Below are 19337 nucleotides of genomic sequence, written 5' to 3'. Positions count from 1 at the left end.
CGAGGCGCACTGATCTGGGGAGGAGGCCGCCATGAGCCTTTGTTTGGTGCATAGCCGCGCCCTGGTGGGCCTGCGGGCCGAGCCGGTGGCGGTGGAAGTCCACCTGGCCAACGGCCTGCCCGGTTTCACGCTGGTGGGCCTGGCGGAGATGGAGGTGCGCGAGGCCCGCGAGCGGGTACGGGCCGCCCTGGCGACCTGCGGTCTGGAGTTCCCCCACAACCGGCGCATCACCGTCAACCTGGCGCCGGCCGACCTGCCCAAGGACTCGGGCCGGTTCGACCTGCCGATCGCGCTGGGCCTGCTGGCGGCCAGCGGGCAGGTGGACCCGTCCGCCCTGGCGGGGCACGAGTTCGCCGGCGAGCTCTCGCTGTCGGGCGAACTGCGGCCGGTGCGCGGCGCCCTGGCCATGAGCCTGGCCCTGCAGGGCCAGGGCGAACGGGTGCAGCTGGTGCTGCCCCCGGGCAGCGCGGAGGAGGCGGCCCTGGTGCCCGGCGCCGCGGTGTGGCGGGCCCGGCACCTGATGGACGTGGTCCGGCGCTTCCGCCCGGGCGGGCCGGCGGACCCCGGCGAGGGCTGGGCCCGGCCCGGCCCGCCGCCGGCGCAGGCCGCGGCGCAGGCGCCGGACCTGGCCGACGTGAAGGGACAGCACGGGGCGCGCCGGGCCCTGGAGATCGCCGCGGCGGGCGGCCACAGCCTGCTGCTGGTGGGGCCGCCGGGTTCGGGCAAGTCGATGCTGGCGCAGCGCCTGGCCGGCCTGCTGCCGCCCATGACCGCGCAGGAGGCGCTGGAAAGCGCCGCAGTGGCCAGCCTGTGCGGCGGCTTCGACCCGGCGCACTGGTCGCAGCGGCGCACCTGCGCCCCGCACCACTCGGCCAGCCCGGCGGCCCTGGTGGGCGGCGGCTCGCCGCCCCGGCCGGGGGAGGTCTCGCTGGCGCACCACGGGGTCCTCTTCCTGGACGAGTTGCCCGAGTTCCCGCGCAGCACGCTGGAGGCCCTGCGCGAGCCGCTGGAGACGGGACAGATCCGCATCTCGCGCGCCGCGCGGCAGGCGCTGTTCCCGGCGCGCTTCCAGCTGGTGGGCGCGATGAACCCCTGCCCCTGCGGCTGGCTGGGCGCGGCGCAGCGCGCCTGCCGCTGCACCGGCGAGCAGGTGGCGCGCTACCAGTCCCGCCTGAGCGGGCCGCTGCTCGATCGCATCGACCTGCAGGTGGAGGTGCCGGCGCTGGCGCCGAAGGCGCTGGTGCAGGCGCCGCCCGGGGAGGCCTCATGCGCCGTGCGCGAACGCTGCACCGCCGCCCGCGAACGGGCGGTGGCCCGCCAGGGCTGCGCCAACCAGGCGCTGCAGGGGCGGGAGATCGACGCGCAGGCCCGCCTGCAGCCCGCGGCCGCCGCCTTCCTGCAGCAGGCCGCGACCCGGCTCGCCTGGAGCGCGCGCGCCACCCACCGGGCGCTGAAGGTGGCACGCACCATCGCCGACCTCGAGGCCTCGGCCGAGGTGCAGGTGGCGCACGTGGCCGAGGCGGCGCAGTACCGGCGGGCGCTGGCGGCGGCGCGGGACTGAGTCGCGCCCCCCGGCGCATTTCGCGGCGCGCCGGGCGCAGCCCCCCGAAGGGGCCCCGGCCCGGGCGCGCCGGCCCGCCTCAGGCGACGAGGTGCCGGAGCAGGTCGCGCACGTCGCGCAGCTCGTGCAGCCGCTCGATGGCGGTGAGCAGGGCGTCCACCTGCGACGCCGCCAGCGGGTGGGCGGCATAGGCCATGCAATCGCGGAAGCGCTTCTGGTGCTGGTCGTCGTCCAGCTCATTGCCCGGGTAGCCGGGCGCGATGTCCAGCGTGCGCACATGGGACTGGCCGTCGGCGGTGACGAGGGTGACGTCGACCGACGAGTGCCCGCGCGCATCGAGCGCCGGGTCGGCCACCGCGCTGACGCGGCGGGCCAGGGCCAGCACCGCGTCATCGGCCACCTGCTCGGGACGGAAGTGGGCCAGCTGCGAGTCGCCGCGCACGATGGCGTTGGCCACGCAGTACTGCACGCTGAACTGCGCGTTCACCCGCGGGTTGTCGCCCATCTCGAATTCATGGCCCACCAGGCGGTGGCAGTACGGGTTGAGCCGCACCTCGGCGCTGCGCACCTGGTCCGGCGTGAGCGACAGCTCGCGCACCAGCTGCAGCGTCAGCTCGGTCAGGCCCTGGGTGGCGCCGCAGCTGGGGTACTTCTTGAACATCATGCGGTTCAGGCGCCACTCCTGGCCCAGGCCCGCGACGACATCGGCCGGCTGGAGCTGCCCACGGCCGTACAGGTGGGCGTAGCCATAGACCCCGCCCAGGAAGTTGCGCGGCCCGGTGAGGCCGGCCCGGGCCATCTGCGCGCACTCGACGCCGATGGCGGCCACCCAGCCCTGGATCACGCGCACGGCCAGGGTGCCGTCGATGTTGCTCTGGAAGCTGCCGCCGCAGCGGTTGAAGGCCAGGCCCAGGGCGTTGAGCGTCTGCTTCTCGTCGAGGCCGAGGACGCGCGCCGCGGCGGCGGTGGCCGGGAAGACGATGGCCACGCCCGTCGGGTCGAAGCCGTCGTACATGGCCTCGGTGAGGTTGAAGCGGGCGCCGAGTTCGCAGCCCGCCACCAGGGCGGCCAGGAAGGTCTCGCCGCTGCAGCCGCCCGCCAGTTCGGCGGCGGCCAGCGCCGCCGGCACCAGCGAGGAGCCGATGTGGATGCCGGGCGCCATCGCGTCGCAGTAGTCCAGGGCGCGGCACATCGTGCCATTGAGCTGCGCCGCCACCACCGCCGGCAGGGCGTCGCCGAACACCAGGCTGCGGGCCTCGGCCTTGCCGCCGCGGTCGACGAGCAGCTGGCGCAGGGCGGCGATGCCGTCCTCGCCGGCGCCGGCGATGCCGGTGCCCAGGGCCGCCATCAGCACACGGCGGGTGGTGCGCAGGGCCTGCGGCTCGACGTCGCCGGCCTGCAGCCCGGTGACGAAGCGGGCGAGGGACTGCTCGGGCGTCATGCCGCTCCCCCGCGTGCGGCCTGCCGGGGCTCGGCTCCCGGCGTGAGCTCGGTGCCGGACTGGTTCTCGACCCAGCGCACCAGCTCGCTCACGCTGGCGCCGGGCCCGGCGGCCCGGTCGGCCATGCGCCAGAGTTGCTGGCCCAGCCCCCAGATCGGCACGGCGGACGCGGTCTCGCGGGCGAGTTCGACCGCGATGCCCACGTCCTTGAGCATCAGCTCCAGCTTGAACGGGTCGTCGAAGGCGCGGTTGAAGACGCGCTGGTTGAAGTGGGTCTGGGTGATCCACGAGCCGCCGGTGGATTCATTGAGCACATCGACCATCACCTTCGGGTCGAGGCCGTAGCGCTTGCCGGCCACCAGGCCCTCGGCGGTGTTGGCCAGCGTGATCGCGGTGATGCAGTTGTTGATGCACTTCATCGCATGGCCGCAGCCCAGGCCGCCGAGGTGGAAGACCGCGCGGCCCATCACGTCCAGCAGCGGGCGCACGCGGGCCACGTCGGCGTCGGCGCCGCCGACCATGAAGACCAGCTTGGCGTCCTGCGCGCCCCAGGCCGCGCCGGAGACCGGCGCGTCGACCATGGTGGCGCCGCGCCCGGCCAGCGCGCGGGCGGTCTGCTCGGTGAGCCAGGGCTCGCAGCTGGATGTGTCCAGCAGCAGCGCCCCCGGGCGCAGCCCGTGCAGCACGCCCTCCTCGCCCAGCACCACCTGCTGCACCACCTGGCCATTGGGCAGCATGGTGATGATCACGTCGCTGTGCTGCGCCACCTCGCGCGGCGTGCGCACGGCCTGCGCCGGCGCGCCCAGGCGGGCGGCCAGGTCGCGGGCCACGCCCTCCTGGGCATCCAGCAGCGTCAGCCGGTGGCCGGCGCGCGCCAGGTGCGTGGCCATCGGGGCGCCCATGACGCCCAGGCCGATGAAGCCGATGTCGATTCCCATCGTCGGTCCTTCCTTCGAAAACTCAGTCCATGAAGCGCAGGATGAACAGCGCGATGTCGGGGAAGGCGATCAGCAGGGCCAGGCACACCAGCTGGGCCCACATGAAGGGCCACACCCCCCGGAAGACGGTCTGCAGCGAGACGCGCGGCAGCAGCGAAGTCAGCACGAACAGGTTCATGCCCACCGGCGGGCTGATCAGGCCGACCATGACCACCACCACGATCAGCACGCCGAACCAGTGCGGGTCGAACCCGAGCTGCACGATCAGCGGGAAGAACACCGGTACCGTGAGCAGGATCATGGAGAGTTCCTCCATCGCCGTGCCCAGGATCACGTAGATCACGCAGATCGCGACCACCACCAGGATCGGATGCACGCCGAACTGCATCACGAACTCCTTGAGCGCATCGGGCATGCCGGAGAAATTGACGAAGTTGCCGAAGATCAGCGCGCCCATGAGGATGGTGAACAGCATCGCCGTGGTGCGCGCCGACTCGGACAGGATCTCGCCCAGCACCCGCACGGTGATGACGCGCCGCGACAGCGCGAACGCGAAGGCGCCGAAGGCGCCGAAGCCCGCACCCTCGGTGGCGGTGAACAGGCCGCCGTAGATGCCGCCCATGACCAGCCCGAACAGCAGCACCACGCCCCAGATCTCGCCGAGCGCCCGCAGCCGCAGGCCCCAGCCCTGGCGCTCGCTGCGGTTGGCCATCTCGGGATGGCGCCAGACCATCCACGCCACCGCCAGGCACAGGAGCACCGTCATCAGCAGCCCGGGCACGATGCCGGCCGCGAACAGCTTGCCGATGTTGGTCTGGGTCATGATCCCGTAGATCACCATCACCGTCGACGGCGGGATCAGGATGCCCAGCGTGCCGCCCGAGGAGATGGCGCCGGTGGACAGGCGATCGTCGTAGCCCAGGTCCTTCATCGCCGGGTAGGCCACCTTGGCCATGGTGGCCGCGGTGGCGATGGAGGAGCCGCAGATCGCCCCGAAGCCGGCGCAGGCGCCGATGGTGGCCATGGCCAGGCCGCCGCGGCGGTGGCCCAGGAAGGACCGGGCCAGGTCGAACAGCTCGCGGGCCATGCCGGCACGCGCGGTGAAGTTGCCCATGAGGATGAACAGCGGCACCACCGACAGGGTGTAGGAGAAGCCGGTGCTCTTGACCACCTCCAGGGTGCTGGCGACGGCCACGTTCCAGTTGCGAAGCAGGGCCAGGCCGGCGAAACCCACCACGCCCATCGCGATCGCGATGGGAATGCGCAGGGCCATGAGCAGGAAGATGGCCGCGAAGCCGAGAAGACAGACAGTCATGGGGTATCAGCTCCCGGACGGGAGCGCCTCGTCGGGTTCGACCGGGTCGCGGTCCACGGTGGCGGCGCGCACCAGGTGCATCACGGCGGCGACGCCGACCAGCACGGCGATCAGGTAGACGAACCAGCCGATCGGCCACTTCAGGTAGACCGTGACCTCGCCGTCCTCCATGGTGCGGCCGGCGAACTTCCAGACCGCCGCGGCGAGGGCGCCGAAGACCACGCCGCAGAACAGGTCCATGAAGACCCGGGACCAGACGGCGGCCGCGCCGCGGTACATCTTGTCCACCAGCTCGAAGCACACGTGCTCGGCGTGCCAGGCCACCAGCGGCAGCCCGGAGAACAGCAGGACCACCATCAGGATCTCGCTGACCTCCAGCGCGCCGGGCACGGAGACCCAGAACTTGCGACCCATGACGTCCAGGAACGTCAGCACCATCATGGCCAGCAGGGCCAGGCCCGCCACCCCGGTGAGGGCGCGGTCCAGTCCCCGGGCCAGGGCTTCCAGAGCCGCGCGCATCGTCACGGCTTGCGCGCCTCGGCGCGGAACTCCTGCAGGACCTTGTCCGGATTGGCCAGGCCCTTGCCGCGCGCGGTCTCGATCCACTTCTGGTCCAGCACGCCGACCTTGGCCTGGATGGACTTGACCATGTCCGGCGAGGCGGGCGTGACCTTGATGCCGCTGGCCTGGGCCAGTGCGGTGCCTTCCTGGTCCTTCTCGTCGAAGGAGCGGCCCAGCGCGCGGGCGAAGGGCTCGCCGGCCATCTTGTCCACGATGGCGCGGTCGGACGCCGGGATGCGCTGGTAGGCGTCCCTGTTCATCATGACCAGGAAGGCCGAGTTGTACAGGCCGCCGGGGAAGGTGGTGGCATGGCGAATGAGCTTGTCGATCTTGTAGGTCGAGATCGACTCGAACGGCAGGAAGACGCCATCCATCACGCCGGTGGACAGCAGCTCGTACGACTCGGTGGCGGGCTTGAGCGTGGTGTTGGCGTCGATCAGCTTGCCCACCTCGTTGACCACGCCGCCGCCGACGCGGAACTTCAGGCCCTTGAGGTCGTCCAGGGTCTGCACCGGCTTCTTCATGTTGAAGATCACGCCGGGGCCGTGGGTGAACAGCGCGAGTACCTTCACGTCCTTGTATTCGGCCATGAACTGCGGGTGGCGCTCGGCCACGCGCTGCAGGGCCACCGAGTTCGCCTCGGCGGTGATGCCCATGAGCGGCAGCTCCGCGAGTTCGGACAGGGCGAAGCGGCCCGGGGTGTAGCCCAGCACGGTGAAGCTCACGTCGGCCAGGCCGTCACGCACGGCGTTGTAGTGCGCCTGGGGCGTGGCCACCGCCTTGGGCAGGGTCTGGAACTTCACGCGGCCGGCGGTGGCCTTCTCCACGTCCTGGATCCACTTGTTCATCGCGTTGGCGACGGGATGGCCCACGGGCACCCAGTTCGACACGGTCAAGGTGGTCTGGGCCTGCGCGGGCGCGGCCAGGACGCAGGCGACGGACGCGGCGAGCGCGCAGAGGGTACGGCGATTCCACATGGTGCTTGTCTCCTTGTAGTACGGGATGGGTGGGATTCAGTAGGCGATGCAGACCGACTTGAGCTCGGTGTAGGCCTCGATGGCGCTGCGGCCATGCTCGCGGCCGACCCCGGAGGCCTTGAAGCCGCCGAAGGGCATGTGGGGGTCGACCATGTTGTGGGTGTTGACCCAGACGGTGCCCGCCTCCAGCGCGTCGATCGCGCGCTGCGCCTTCTGGAGGTGGTGGGTCCAGACGCTGGCGCCCAGGCCGTAGGCGCTGGCATTGGCCTGCTGCAGCACCTCGTCCAGGTCGGTGAAGGGCATGGCCACCAGGACCGGACCGAAGACCTCCTCGCGCACCAGCGTGAGGTCCTTGCCGGCGGTGTTGGCCACCACGGTGGGACGCACGAAGTAGCCCGGGCCGTCGCCGCGGCGGCCGCCGGCGACGACCTCGCCGCCCTCGGCGGCGGCGGTGCCGATCAGGCCCATCACCCGGTCGCGGTGGCGCGCCGAGACCATCGGTCCCATCTGCGCGTTCGCATCGAAGCCGCCGCCCAGCACCGTGGCATCGGCCGCCTGCGCGAGGCCGGCCACCACCTTCTCGTACAGCGGCTTGGCGACGTACAGGCGCGAGCCGGCGGTGCAGACCTGGCCATGGTTGAAGAAGATGGCGCCGGCCGCGCCGGCCACGGCGGTCTCGACGTCCATGTCGTCCAGGACGATCACCGGGCTCTTGCCGCCGAGCTCCAGCGCGACGCGGCGGATGTCGCGGCCGCACTGCGCGCCGATCAGGCGCCCGACCTCGGTGGAGCCGGTGAACGAGACCTTGTCCACGCCGGGGTGGCGCACCAGGGCGGCGCCGGCGGTCTCGCCGTCGCCGGTGACCACGTTCAGCACGCCGGGCGGGAACCCCGCCTCCAGGGCCAGTTCGGCCAGGCGCAGCGCGGTCAGCGGCGTCTCCTCCGCGGGCTTGAGGACCACGGTGCAGCCGCAGGCCAGGGCCGGCGCAATCTTCCACACGGCCATCGCCAGCGGGAAGTTCCACGGCACGATGGCGCCGACCACGCCGACCGGCACGCGCTGGGTCGAGGCGCGGTACTTCGTGCCGGGCGGGAAGGGAATCGAGACCTCGAAGGTGCTGCCCTCGATCTTGGTGGCCCAGCCCGCCATGTACCGCAGCCACTGCGCGCTGCCGCCCACCTCGATGGCCTGGCTCCAGGGCAGCAGCTTGCCCTGGTTCAGGGTCTCCAGCCGGGCGAGTTCGTCGCCGTGTGCCTCGACCAGGTCAGCCAGCTTGTGGATCAGGCGCTCGCGGGCGTAGGGCGTGAGGCCCCTCCACTGCGGCGACACCAGCGCCCGGCGCGCCGCCTGGACGGCGCGGTCGACATCGCGCTCGCTCGCCTGGGGCACGCGCGCGATCACCTCGCCGGTGGCGGGATTGAACACCTCGAAGGTGGCGCCGCTGTCAGCGGCGGCCCACGCGCCGTCGATCAGCATCTGGTCGCGCAAGGGAGGCACCGCGGGATGGGGAGCATTCATGGTGTGGCCTGTCGGAACGGGAGTCGGGAACGGGTATCAGCGCGCGACGCGCACCTGCACGCGGTGGTCGATCGCGCCGAAGACGCTGCGCCCGTCGTCGAGCGCCTCGATGCGCACGCGGTCGCCGTGGCGCAGGTAGGGCCGCAGCCGGTCGTCCGGCACGCCGGCCAGCGTGGCGCGCACGCGGGCCTCGGTGATGCAGGCGCTGCCGGTGCGCTCGTCGGCGTTGGAGATGGTGCCGCCGCCGACGATGGTGCCGGCCGCCAGCGAGCGGGTGCGGCACAGGTGCTCGATCACGCGGCCGAAGTCGAACACCACCTCCTCGCCCGCGTTGGGCGCGCCGAACCACTCGCCGTTGATGTGGACCTGCACCGGCAGGTGCAGCGTGGCGTTGCGCCAGGCGGCGCCGAGGGCGGCGGGCGTGACGGCCAGCGGCGCGAAATGCGTCGCCGGCTTGCTCTGGTAGAAGCCGAAACCGCGCGAGACCTCGCCCGGGATCAGCCCGCGCAGGGACACGTCATTGATCAGGACGACCAGCGCGATGTGGTCCACCGCCTCGGCCGCCCGGGTGCCCATGGGGACGTCGGTGGTGATCACGCCGATCTCGGCCTCGAGGTCGATGCCATGGGCCTCGTCCACCGCCTCCAGCGGGTCGCAGGGCCCGAGCATCACGTCGGAGCCGCCCTGGTAGACCAGGGGCTCGTCTTCGTAGCGCGGCGGGATCGGCTCGCGGCGCCACTGGTAGATCAGGCGCGCGTGGTTGCGGTAGCAGGAGGCGTCGGCCCACTGGTAGGCGCGCGGCAGCGGCGCCATGCAGGCGGCCGGGTCGAAGGCCTGCGCGCCGGGCCAGCCCGCGGCGTCCAGGCGCGCCTGCTCGGCGGCGAGCCGGGGGGCGGCGGTGGCCCAGTCGTCGAGGGCGGCCTGCAGGTGCGCCGCGATGTGGGGCACGGCGAGGCAACGGCGCTGGCCGGCGTCCACCAGCACCAGGCGGCCGTCGCGGCTGCCATCGCGCAGGGACGCCAGGCGCAGCGAGAGGGAGGTGTCGTGAGCCATGGGGTCAGCGTCCCTGCTTGTCCCGGGTCCAGCGCGCGAGCTGCTCGTGCGCGCTGCGGGCGTAGCCGTCGACCGTGGCCGCCGAGGCGACCTCGGTGGTCAGCTCCAGGCGGATGCCGTTGGGGTCGAAGAAGTAGATGGAGTGGATGTAGTCGTCGTGGTTGGTGACCCCGAGCACCGCCACGCCGTGGGCCAGCAGGCGCTGGCGCATGGCCTCCAGGTCCTGCGGGCCGTCCACCCGCAGGGCGATGTGGTTCACCCAGGCCGGCGTGTTGGGCGAGGGCTGGGCGGCCTGGCCGTCGCCGAGGTCGAAGAACGCGATGCACGAGCCGTCGCGCATGCGGAAGAAGATGTGCACGTAGGGGCAGTACTCGCCGGTGCTCGGCACGTGGTCCTTCTGGATCACGTGCACCAGCGGCAGGCCCAGCAGGTCCTCGTAGAAACGGCGCGTCTCCTCGGCATCGCGGCAACGCCATGCGAAGTGATGCAGTCCGTGCACCGGGCGGGGCTCGGTGGCGTGGGCGGTGGCCATGGGGCTTGTCTCCTGTCGCGGCGGATTCTTCCCCTGCCCCCGGGCGGCGTCTGTCCTGTCGAACAACGACAGCACTTTCTTCTCAATGGAAAGTACCAATCCCGCAGGGGGCCGCGCGGGCCGGCGCCTGCACGGACAATGTCCGCATGAAGACGATCTCCCTGTCCGGCGATTGCGCATCGCCTGTGGCGAGCGCGATGTGGGGCGTGGTCGAAGCCATCGGCGACGAGCATTTCGTGCCGTCGCTCCTGGGCTTTTGCCGCGAGGCCGTCGGGGCCAGCGACTGCTCCCTCTTCGTGCATGCGGGCGCGGCGCCGGTCCGCATCGGCACGGCCCGCCTGCCCGGGCTGGAGGCCCACAGCGTGGGCGAGTGCTATGTGCGCGACGGCTTCTACCGCGTGGACCCGACGGCGCGCGTCGTCGAGCACGCCCGGGACGATCTCCTGCTCAATTGCCTGAGCCGCGAGGAGCTGCCCGACCACCAGTGGGCCCGCAGCTACGAGGACATCGGCCTGGCCGAGCGGCTGTCGCTGATCGTCGCGGTCGATGGCGGATGGGGCGTCCTCAACGCCTACCGGCCGTCGATCTGCGACGTGCCCCTGGAAGGCGCGCTCGCGGCCTTCGGCGGCCAGGCGCGGCTGGTGGCGTCGGCGCTGCGGCGGCACCTCGCGCTGGCCGCCCCCGCGGTGGCGGCATCGCCCGGGCCGGACGGGCGCTTCGCCCTGCTGTCCCCGCGCGAACGCCAGGTGGTCGACGCCATCCTGGACGGCCGCAGCGCCAAGGAGTGCGCCCGCGACATGGGCCTGAGCCCCACCAGCGTGGCCACCTACCGCCAGCGCGCCTTCGAGAAGCTGGGCATCCAGCGCCAGCGCCAGCTGTTCCAGTTGCGCGGCGTGCACTGAGGCGGCCGCACCTGTCGTTGTCCGACAGGACAGACGCGGCAGCGGCGCGCCGGTAACTTCCATGGCCTGAAGGAGTCCGCATGCGGACCCGGGAGACACAGACCATGGAGACAAGCACCCACTACCGCCTGCCGGAGTTCGAGTTCGTGCCGCCGCCCGAGCTGGCGCCCGGCGCCGGCGGGCAGCAACGTAAGCGGCACTCCCTCGTCATCGTCGGCGCCGGCCTGGCCGGCCTCACGCTGGCGGCCGACCTGGCCTCGCGCGGCGTCGCCTGCACCGTGCTGGACGAGGACAACACCGTGGGCGTGCGCGGCGCCTCCAGCCGCGGCATCGCCTACATGCAGAAGACGCTGGAGATCATGGCGCGCGTGGGCATCTACGAGCGCATCGCCGCCAAGGGCACGCGCTGGTCGGTGGGCAAGGTGCTGTCCGGGCCGGACGTGCTGTACGAGTTCGACTTCCAGCCCGCCAGCGTGTCGCTGCAGCCGCCCTTCGTGAATATCCAGCAGTTCTACCTGGAGTGGTACCTGGTCGACCGCCTCCTCGAGCTGGGACTGACGGACCTGCGCTGGAAGAACAAGGTCACCGGCGCGCGCAACCTCGACGACCGCGTCGAGCTGGACGTGCAGACGCCCGCGGGCGCCTACACGCTGGAGGCCGACTGGGTGGTCGACGCCGAGGGGGTGAACAGCGCGGTGCGCCAGCTGCTGCAGCTGCGCGAGCACACCGAGCGCGGCCTGGACCGCTGGTGCATCACCGACGTGAAGTTCACCCACAAGCGCCTGAACGAGCGCTGGACCTGGGTCGAGGCGCCCTTCAACGACAACCGCGGCGTGTGGCAGCACCTGATGGCCGACCAGGTCTGGCGCCTGGACTTCCAGATGGCGCCGGACGCCGACCCGGCCTACGTGAGCCGCCACGACGTGGCCCGCGAGCGCGTGCGCGCCATGCTGGGGCCGGACGTGGACTTCGAGATCGTCTGGGTCGGCGCCTATTCCTACCGCACCATGCTGATGGAGCGTTTCCGCCATGGCCGCCTGGTCTTCATCGGCGACGCCGCCCATGCCAAGAGCCCGTTCGGCGCGCGCGGCGGCAACTCCGGCATCGCCGACGCCGACAACCTGGGCTGGAAGCTGCAGCTGCTGCTGCAGGGACGCGCCGGCCCCGAGATCCTCGACACCTACCACCTCGAGCGGCACCGCGCGGCGCAGGAGAACATCCGCATCACCAGCCGCTCGGGCCGGTTCATGCAGCCGCGTTCGCCGATGGAGTTCACGCTGCGCCAGGCGGTGGTGCAACTGGCCCGCGAGCAGTACGCCTTCGCCCGCGGCCTGGTGAACACCGGCCGGATGATGTCCTCGCACCACTACGGCGGGCTGCCGACCGTGGGCCCGGGGCCGCAGGACGGCCGGCTGATTCCCAACGTGCCGCTGCGCGCGGGCGGCCGCGACCTGGGCCTGGTGGACGTGCTGCGCGAGACGGGCTGCGAACACGCCGCCTTCGTCTTCCCCGCGGCTGGCTCCGCGCCCGCCCTGGGCGCGCTGGCCGCCGCCACCGACGGCCTGCCGGTGCGCCTGTGGGTCGTGGGCCGCGACGTCGAGGACCCGCAGGGCCTGCTCGCCGCCCAGGCCGGCACCGCGCCCGGCGGCATCGCCCTGGTGCGGCCCGACGGCCACCTGGCCACCGCGCTGGCCCGCCACGACGGCGCGGCCCTGGCCGCCGCCGTGCGCCGCAGCCTCGGCCAATCCCTTCCCGTGACCTCCTGAGGCCTCCATGCAAGCCGACCTCTCCACCTCGCGGCTGTCCGACCCGGACGGCTTCTACGCCGCGCTCGTCGCCGCCCACGAAGGCCTGGGCGACGGCGACAGCGCCCTGCTCAATGCGCGCCTCGTGATGCTGCTGGCCAACCAGGTCGGCGATGCCGCCACGCTGCAGGCCTGCATCGACGCGGCCGCCGCCCCCCTTCGCAACCCCCGGCCCGCCTGAACCATGACCACCGTCTCCTTCGCCTCCGCCGCCGACAGCCGCCAGCAGACTGCACGCCTGGTGCAGCTGTCCGACAACGCCTGGGCCTATGCGTCCGACTACGACCCCAACTGCGGCTTCATCGTCGGCCCGGACAGCGTGCTGGCCATCGACACGCGCGCCACGCCGGCGATGGCGCGCGACTTCCTGGCGGCGATCCGCAGCGTGACGCCGCTGCCGGTGCGCCATGTGTTCCTGACCCACTACCACGCGGTGCGCGTGCTGGGCGCCAGCGCCTTCGAGGGCGCGACGGTGATCGCCAGCGACGGCACCCAGGCCTGGATCCGCGAGCGCGGGCAGGCCGACTACGACAGCGAGCGGGGCCGCTTCCCGCGGCTGTTCCAGGGCCACGAGCAGATCCCCGGGCTGACCCACCCCCACATCACCTTCGGCGACCGCCTCACGCTGTGGCTGGGGGACCTGGAGGTGCAGCTGCTGCACGTGGGCCGCGGCCACTCGCGCGGCGACAGCGTGGCCTGGATCCCCTCGCAGCAGGTGCTGTTCGCCGGCGACCTGGTGGAGAACCAGTGCGCGGTGTATGCGGGCGACGGCTACATCCGCGAATGGTCGTCGACGCTGTCGCAGCTGGAGGCCCTCGCCCCGCGCGCGCTGATGCCGGGTCGCGGCGCGCCCCTGATGGAGGCCGCCGGCGCGCGCACGGCCATCGCCGCCACGCGCGGCTTCCTCGACGACCTGTGGGCCTGCGTGGCCGAGGCCCACGGCCGCGGCTGCAGCCGGCGCGAGACCTACGAGGCCGCGCTGGCCGCCATGCGGCCGAAGTACGGCCAGTGGCCGGTGTTCCAGCACGTGATGCCGTTCGACGTGTGCCGCGCCCTCGAGGAGCTGGCCGGCGGCGGCGAGCCCTCGATCTGGACCGACGCGCGCGACCGCGAACTCTGGAACGAACTGAACGGGTGACACCCCCGGGCATGCCGGCCCCACCGTGCGTGGAAGAATCACGCGCATGAGCCTGTCCCCGCCCAGCGACCGCTACGACCGCCGCGTGGTCGGTTGGCTGTCGCTGGGGCAGCTGGTCACCTGGGGGAGCGTCTTCTATGGCTTCTCGCTGCTGATGGAGCCGGTGGAACGCGAGCTGGGCCTGGGCCGCGCCCAGAGCTCGCTGGCCTTCAGCCTGGCGCTGCTGGTGGAGGGCGCGCTGGCCTACCCGGTGGGCCGATGGATCGACCGCGGGCACGAGCGGCTGGTCATGGCCGGGGGCTCGCTGGTGGTGGCCGCAGGCCTGGGGCTGCATGCCTTCGTCAGCGGCATCGCCTCGTTCTACGCGGTGTGGATGCTGCTCGGGGCGGGACTGTCGGCCACGCTCTACCCGCCGGTGTTCGCGGTGGTCACGCGCCGCTACCCGCAGGATTTCCGGCGGGCCATCATCACCCTCACCTTCCTGGGCGGGCTGGCGAGCACGGTGTTCATTCCCCTGACCGCCTGGCTGGTCGACACGCTGGGGTGGCGCGGCGCGGCCGGCGTGCTGGCGCTGCTGCACCTGGGCCTGTGCGTGCCGCTGCATGCGTGGGTGCTGGCCCGGGGCGTACCGCCGCCGGCGCCGCCCCATCCCGCGCATGCGCCGCACGAGGCGCCGGGCCGCCTCATGCGCGGCGCGCCCTTCCTGCTGGTGGCGGTGTTCACCGTGGGCATGATGGGCGTGGCCGCGGCGCTGCCCGCGCACATGGTGAGCCTGCTGCGCGAGGCCGGCCTGCCGGCGGCGTGGGTGGTGGGCGTGCCGGCGAGCGTGGGCGTGATCCAGGTGCTGGGGCGGGCCCTGCTCTATGTCTCGGACCAGCGCTTCGACCCGCACCTGGCGAACCGGCTGGTGCCGCTGCTGATCCCCCTGGGTCTGGCCACCCTGCTCGCCTGCCTGGCCGCTGGCGGTTCGTTCACGCTGGCCCTGGTGTTCATCGGAGTGTACGGCCTGGGCAACGGGATGATCACCATCGTCAAGGGCACGGCCATCGCGCAGTACGTGAGCCGCGCCCACGTGGCCACGCTCAATGGCGCGCTGGGCCTGCCGATCGCGCTGGCGCGGGCGCTGGCACCGTGGCTGATGGGGTTGCTGTGGACGCCCGCGGGGGGCTACACCGCGGGCCTGTGGGTGATGCTGGGAGCCAGCCTGCTGGCGGCGCTGGCGCTGTGGGGGGCGCAGCGGCTGGCGCGGCAGGCTGCCTAGGACTCCAGCCCCATGCGGCGCGCCATCTCGCGCCGCCACTCGCTGCGGGGACGGAAGCCGGGCAGGGTGCGCGCGTGGCGCTCGGCCCAGGCCATCAACTCGTCGGGTGGCAATTCGATCGGAGCCGGCACGCGACAGGGCTGCGTGACGTACCAGGGCGTGTCGACATAGAGCTCGACGCGGTTGCCCTCCGGGTCGCGGAAGTAGACCGACAGGGCATTGCCATGGGTGACCGGAAGGATCTCGGCCGCCCCGGCTTCCTGCAACCGGCCGTGGAACTGCTGCAGCGTCGCCAGCGAGTCGGCCTTGAGCGAGACCTGGTTGATCACGTTGAACGGGACCTGCGCGGGCCGCCCCGAGATCAGCACGATCTGGTGGTGTTCGTCCGGGTCACGGCTGAGGAACACGAGTTGCATCGGACCCTGCGGGCCCTCGAGCAGGCCGCGGTCGGTCTCGGTGAATTCGAGGACGCGGGTGTAGAAGTCGGCCTGCCGCTCGAGGTCGGTGACGAAGAAGCCGACATGGCTGAAGGTGAGGCCGGGACGCTGGCTCATGGGTGGCTCCGGGAGGCGGCGGGTGCGAGCTGGTGCGCGAACCAGCCGGCGATCACGCCATTGCGTTCGGCCGCGTGGTTGTAGAGGCAGTGCCCGCCCTCGGGCCAGGCCTCGAGCGTCGCCGCGTCGGCGCCACGCCGTGCGACGAGGCGGTGCATCTCCTCGTCGGTCACCAGCGGGTCCTGGCCGCCATGCAGGCACAGCAACGAGGCACGCATGCGGCGGGCCGCCTGCGTGAGGTCGACGGCGTCGAAGAAGGCGGCAACCTCGGCCTCGCCGACGCCGACGCCAGCGCCAGCGCCAGCGCCAGCGCCAGCGCCCAGCATCCGGCCGAACCGCTGGAGGACGCGCGGAAACTTCTGCAGGCCCCGCAGGAGCTGGTCCGAGCTGCCGTTGCTGCAGCAGGCCCGGATGCGGTCGTCGGCCGCGGCGGCGGCCAGTGTCAGGGCGCCGCCGGCGCTGTGGCCGGCGACCCCGAGGCGCTGCGGATCCGCTCCGCGTTCGACCAGCGCGTCGAGCGTGGCCGAGACCAGTCGGGTGAAATCGGGCTGCAGGAAGGAGCCGTGACGCAGCCGCGCGAGCCCCTGGCCCGGCAGCTCGAGCAGGCACACCGACAGACCACGCTCGAGGTAGGCGGACACGCCGGCGTGGAAAGCCTCGCACCAGCCGTCGGCGCCGCCCCAGACCACTACCGCGGGACCGCCCGACGACAGCGTGGCGGCGGGAAACAGCCACGCCGCGTGCGAGGCCCCGTGGTGCCGGACCTCGAAGTAGTCGCTGCCGGTCCCTGGCGCCGGCCGCAGGGCAGCGCGGAACAGGCGAGCCTGGCGCTCGTAGACCGCCAGGCGCTGCGCGGGTTCCTCCTCGAGGCTCGCCTGGGCCACCCGGCAGCAGGCCGCGGCGTGCAGGAGGTAGCGCGTAGCGGTCGCCGACTGGCCGGCGCTCGCAGCCGCCTCGGCCCGCACCTCGTTGTCGTCCGCCAGCAGGCGGGCGACATCGGGCCAGGCGTGGCCGGCCTCGACGCGGCGGCGCAGCTTCAGCACGTCTTCGAGGGCGCAGCCGTAATCGACCATGCGCTCGATGGAATACGCGCGCAGCATGGCCTGGTCCAGCTCACGGTCAGGACTGGGCGGCGGCGATGCCGCGAGGAAACTGTCGACGTGCAGCGGGGCGCCCGGCATCTCAGGCCAGCGCCACGGGCAAGGCGTCGAGGACGGCCTGCAGCTGCGCGCCGTCCTGGATCGTCGCGTGGACATAGCGGTCGGGTCGCAACAGGAGGGCAGGCGCGCCGTAGGGCGCCAGGGTCTCGGCCTGGCCGGCCGGCAGGGTCACCACGCGCAGGCCGCCGCAGGCCACTTGACGCCGGGCCGCGTCGGCGTGGCTGCGCACGAAGTCCTCGGTGGCCACCAGAGCGAAGGCGTGGCCGATGCGGTCGTCCATCAGCACGCCGTGCAGGCGCGGCTGCACGAATTGGCGGCCCAGGCCACCCTGCCCGTGGTCATCGCGCAGGCCCGGGCCGAGCGCGGGGTTGGGCGGCGCATAGGCCTTGGGGTTGGCGCGCATGTCCTGGGCACGGGCGGCGAGCGCGACGGGGTCGGCCATCTGGATCAACGTGCCCGCCTCGACCGCCCCCCGGATGAAGGCGCGCACATGGGGCACGCGCTCGGTCTCGTAGGTCGCCAGCAGGTCCTCGCTGGCACGCCCCTGGCAGACGGCGGCCAGCTTCCAGGCCAGGTTGGCGGCATCCCGGATGCCGGCGCACATGCCCTGGCCGAGGAAAGGCGGGGTGCGGTGGGCCGAGTCGCCGGCGAGCAGCAGCCGGCCCTTTCGCCACTGGTTCGCGATCAGGGATTCGAAGGTATAGACCACGGCCCGCGTGATCTCGCCATCCTCACGCCGGATCGGGCGTACCGAGTTCTCGATGAAGTCCCAGACGACGTTCTCTCGCGTGATGCGGGTGACGTCGTCGCCGGGCATGACCATGAGCTCCCAGCGCAGCTTCCCGCCGGACGTGCTGCTCGCGAAGCTCGGGCGGGCCGGGTTGCAGTGCTGCGTGCTCACGGGCTCCAGGCCCAGGTCGCGGGATGTCTGGACATCCACCACGAGCCACCGTTGCTTGAAGCCCAGGTCCTCATGCTCGGAACCGATGGTGCGGCGCACGAGCGAGCGGGCCCCGTCGCAGCCGACCACGTAGCGGCCACGCAGGCTGACGAGGCGGGCGTTGGCGGTGTCCTCGGCGCGCACGACGACATGGTCCCCCCGCTCCTCGAGCGCGTAGACATCATGCAGGAGGAAGGACTTCGCGCGCGGCGAGCCGGCGAGCCGGGCGCGCAGGATGCGCTCGAGGTCGGGCTGGTGGAACATGTAGTCGCTCACCCAGCCCGAGGGCCCCTTGGCCCCCCCGCGCTTCCACTCCATCAGCAACTGGCCGTCGGCGTCGACGAAGCGCATGCCCGTGGTGATGCCGCATTGCGGCTCCATCTCGTCGGCGACGCCGATGCTTTGCAGGACCCGCATGATCTCGGCGTCGAAGTGGCCAGCGCGCGCGAGGTGGTAGACGCTGGCCTCGCGCTCGAGGATGGCGACCGACAGGCCCTGCTGCACCAGCAGGTTGGCGAGCGTGGCGCCAACAGGGCCATACCCGACGATGACGACGTCGAACAGGCCGGAATCGTGGGGATCCATGGGGCGGTCCTGACAGGCGATGTCTGTCAGTCGAGTTTGATGTTGAGGTCCGTGATCAGCTTGCGATAGAGGTCCTGCTCGCCGCGGATCTGGTCGGCGAAGGGTGCACCGGCCAGGTAGGCTGACTGCACGCCGGCGGGCAGCCGGGTGCGCAGCTCGGGCCGGGCCGCGGCGTTGCGCAGGGCCGTCGACAGGCGCGCGGTGAGGGCTGGGGGCACGTTCTTCGGCGCGAAGATGCCGAACCAGCCGGCCTGGTCGTAGGCGATCTTCAGGTCACGGGTGGTGGGCACCTCGGGCAGGTCCGGCAGGCGGGCGTCACCGACCACGGCCAGGGCCCGCGCGGTGCCGGCCTTGACGTGGGCGATGTTGGCGGGCTCGGAGTACACGTCGATACGGCCCGCCAGGAAGTCCTGGAGGGCCGGGCCCATGCCCTTGTAGGGAACATGCAGCAGCTTGAAGCCCGCCGTCGATTGCAGCGCCTCCATGCCCATGTGCAGCAAGGTGCCCTCGCCGGGCGAGGCGTAGCTGTACTTGCCGGGGTTCTGCCTGGCCAGCGCCACGAACTCGGCCCAGGTCTTCGCCGGGAAGCCGCTGGACACGGCGACCACCAGGTTGATGGTGGCGATGCGCGCCACGGGGGTGAAGTCCGAAGGCGCGTAGGGCGCCTTCCGCACGAAGGGGGTGATCGACATCATCGCGGTGGTGCCGAGCAGGAAGGTCGTCTGGCTGTTGCTCCGCGCCACCGCGTCGGCGGCGATGAAGCCGGCGGCGCCGGGCTTGTTGTCCACGACGATGGGGACCTTCAGTTCCTGGGAGGCCGCCTCGGCCACGGCACGGGCAGTCGCGTCGAGTGCATCACCCGGCGGGAAAGGCACGACCAGGGTCAGGGGGCTGTCCGATTGGGCCTGGGCAGAGAGCGCGAGGCCCAGCAGGGCCGCGGCAGCAAAGGATCGACGCTTCATGGGGGTGTCTCCTAGGAGAAGGGGAGACTGTGCGACGCCAATCATTTATTTGCAATATATGGGAAACCCTCAGTCTTTGACGCCAAGCCCAATCATTAGACTGGGTTGCGTTTTCAACATTTTTGCCGCCATTT

General features: G+C 72.2%; 18 protein-coding genes. 6 read left to right on the top strand and 12 right to left on the bottom strand.

Annotated features, from left to right (window positions below):
- The first annotated feature begins 31 nt into the window (after positions 1–31).
- Positions 32–1561: a YifB family Mg chelatase-like AAA ATPase gene (locus ACFQZY_RS11340; protein WP_377415762.1), complete on the top strand. Its 1530-nt coding sequence runs from the start codon at positions 32–34 to the stop codon at positions 1559–1561.
- A gap of 79 nt (positions 1562–1640) precedes the next feature.
- Here ACFQZY_RS11340 and ACFQZY_RS11335 read toward each other — a convergent pair whose 3' ends face one another.
- The 8 genes from ACFQZY_RS11335 to ACFQZY_RS11300 are packed head-to-tail and all read right to left on the bottom strand — an operon-like array spanning position 1641 to position 9896.
- Positions 1641–3002, bottom strand: a complete 1362-nt coding sequence (locus tag ACFQZY_RS11335; RefSeq protein WP_377415761.1) for an MmgE/PrpD family protein — start codon at positions 3000–3002, stop codon at positions 1641–1643.
- Complete coding sequence (locus tag ACFQZY_RS11330) at positions 2999–3940, bottom strand: NAD(P)-dependent oxidoreductase (protein WP_377415759.1); 942 nt, start codon at positions 3938–3940, stop codon at positions 2999–3001. Before ACFQZY_RS11330 ends, ACFQZY_RS11335 begins: the two co-directional genes overlap by 4 nt.
- A gap of 22 nt (positions 3941–3962) precedes the next feature.
- The gene (locus ACFQZY_RS11325) at positions 3963–5255 is read right to left on the bottom strand and encodes a TRAP transporter large permease (protein ID WP_377415757.1); all 1293 of its coding nucleotides are present in this window, start codon (positions 5253–5255) and stop codon (positions 3963–3965) included.
- Between the two features lie 6 nt (positions 5256–5261).
- A complete protein-coding gene (locus ACFQZY_RS11320; RefSeq protein ID WP_377415870.1) occupies positions 5262–5774 on the bottom strand; it encodes a TRAP transporter small permease in 513 nt (170 codons plus the stop codon).
- Positions 5775–5776: 2 nt separating this feature from the next.
- Complete coding sequence (locus ACFQZY_RS11315; RefSeq protein ID WP_377415756.1) at positions 5777–6793, bottom strand: TRAP transporter substrate-binding protein; 1017 nt, start codon at positions 6791–6793, stop codon at positions 5777–5779.
- Positions 6794–6829: 36 nt separating this feature from the next.
- Entirely contained in the window at positions 6830–8311 is a 1482-nt protein-coding gene (gene styD, locus ACFQZY_RS11310) for a phenylacetaldehyde dehydrogenase StyD (protein ID WP_377415754.1), read from the bottom strand.
- Between the two features lie 36 nt (positions 8312–8347).
- Positions 8348–9364, bottom strand: a complete 1017-nt coding sequence (locus tag ACFQZY_RS11305; protein ID WP_377415752.1) for a fumarylacetoacetate hydrolase family protein — start codon at positions 9362–9364, stop codon at positions 8348–8350.
- A gap of 4 nt (positions 9365–9368) precedes the next feature.
- Positions 9369–9896: a VOC family protein gene (locus ACFQZY_RS11300; protein ID WP_377415750.1), complete on the bottom strand. Its 528-nt coding sequence runs from the start codon at positions 9894–9896 to the stop codon at positions 9369–9371.
- A 146-nt stretch (positions 9897–10042) separates the two neighbouring features.
- Here ACFQZY_RS11300 and ACFQZY_RS11295 point away from each other — a divergent pair, with 146 nt between their 5' ends.
- The 5 genes from ACFQZY_RS11295 (at position 10043) to ACFQZY_RS11275 (ending at position 15002) form a co-directional block, all read left to right on the top strand.
- Complete coding sequence (locus tag ACFQZY_RS11295) at positions 10043–10798, top strand: helix-turn-helix transcriptional regulator (protein ID WP_377415749.1); 756 nt, start codon at positions 10043–10045, stop codon at positions 10796–10798.
- Between the two features lie 104 nt (positions 10799–10902).
- Positions 10903–12564, top strand: coding sequence for an FAD-dependent oxidoreductase (locus ACFQZY_RS11290; RefSeq protein WP_377415748.1), 1662 nt, complete (start codon positions 10903–10905; stop codon positions 12562–12564).
- Positions 12565–12571: 7 nt separating this feature from the next.
- Positions 12572–12784, top strand: a complete 213-nt coding sequence (locus ACFQZY_RS11285) for a DUF2783 domain-containing protein (RefSeq protein ID WP_377415747.1) — start codon at positions 12572–12574, stop codon at positions 12782–12784.
- A 3-nt stretch (positions 12785–12787) separates the two neighbouring features.
- Positions 12788–13741: an MBL fold metallo-hydrolase gene (locus tag ACFQZY_RS11280; protein WP_377415745.1), complete on the top strand. Its 954-nt coding sequence runs from the start codon at positions 12788–12790 to the stop codon at positions 13739–13741.
- Between the two features lie 46 nt (positions 13742–13787).
- Entirely contained in the window at positions 13788–15002 is a 1215-nt protein-coding gene (locus ACFQZY_RS11275) for an MFS transporter (protein WP_377415743.1), read from the top strand.
- Here ACFQZY_RS11275 and ACFQZY_RS11270 read toward each other — a convergent pair.
- The 4 genes from ACFQZY_RS11270 to ACFQZY_RS11255 are packed head-to-tail and all read right to left on the bottom strand — an operon-like array spanning position 14999 to position 19203.
- On the bottom strand, positions 14999–15556 hold the full coding sequence (locus tag ACFQZY_RS11270; protein ID WP_377415741.1) for a VOC family protein: 558 nt from the start codon (positions 15554–15556) through the stop codon (positions 14999–15001). The two genes, ACFQZY_RS11275 and ACFQZY_RS11270, sit on opposite strands and share 4 nt — an antisense overlap.
- Complete coding sequence (locus tag ACFQZY_RS11265; RefSeq protein ID WP_377415740.1) at positions 15553–16737, bottom strand: alpha/beta hydrolase family protein; 1185 nt, start codon at positions 16735–16737, stop codon at positions 15553–15555. The genes ACFQZY_RS11270 and ACFQZY_RS11265 overlap by 4 nt, the downstream gene beginning before the upstream one ends.
- Before the next feature lies 1 nt (position 16738).
- Positions 16739–18241 (bottom strand): bifunctional 3-(3-hydroxy-phenyl)propionate/3-hydroxycinnamic acid hydroxylase, encoded by a 1503-nt coding sequence (locus tag ACFQZY_RS11260; protein ID WP_377415738.1) that lies wholly within the window; start codon positions 18239–18241, stop codon positions 16739–16741.
- Positions 18242–18267: 26 nt separating this feature from the next.
- The gene (locus tag ACFQZY_RS11255) at positions 18268–19203 is read right to left on the bottom strand and encodes a tripartite tricarboxylate transporter substrate binding protein (protein WP_377415737.1); all 936 of its coding nucleotides are present in this window, start codon (positions 19201–19203) and stop codon (positions 18268–18270) included.
- Positions 19204–19337: the final 134 nt, after the last annotated feature.

The organism is Ramlibacter sp. GCM10027632 (assembly GCF_042675325.1).
In the GTDB taxonomy this organism is placed as follows: domain Bacteria; phylum Pseudomonadota; class Gammaproteobacteria; order Burkholderiales; family Burkholderiaceae_C; genus Ramlibacter.
Note: the sequence above shows the minus strand (reverse complement) of the source record. Positions and strands in the feature narration are given on the sequence as shown.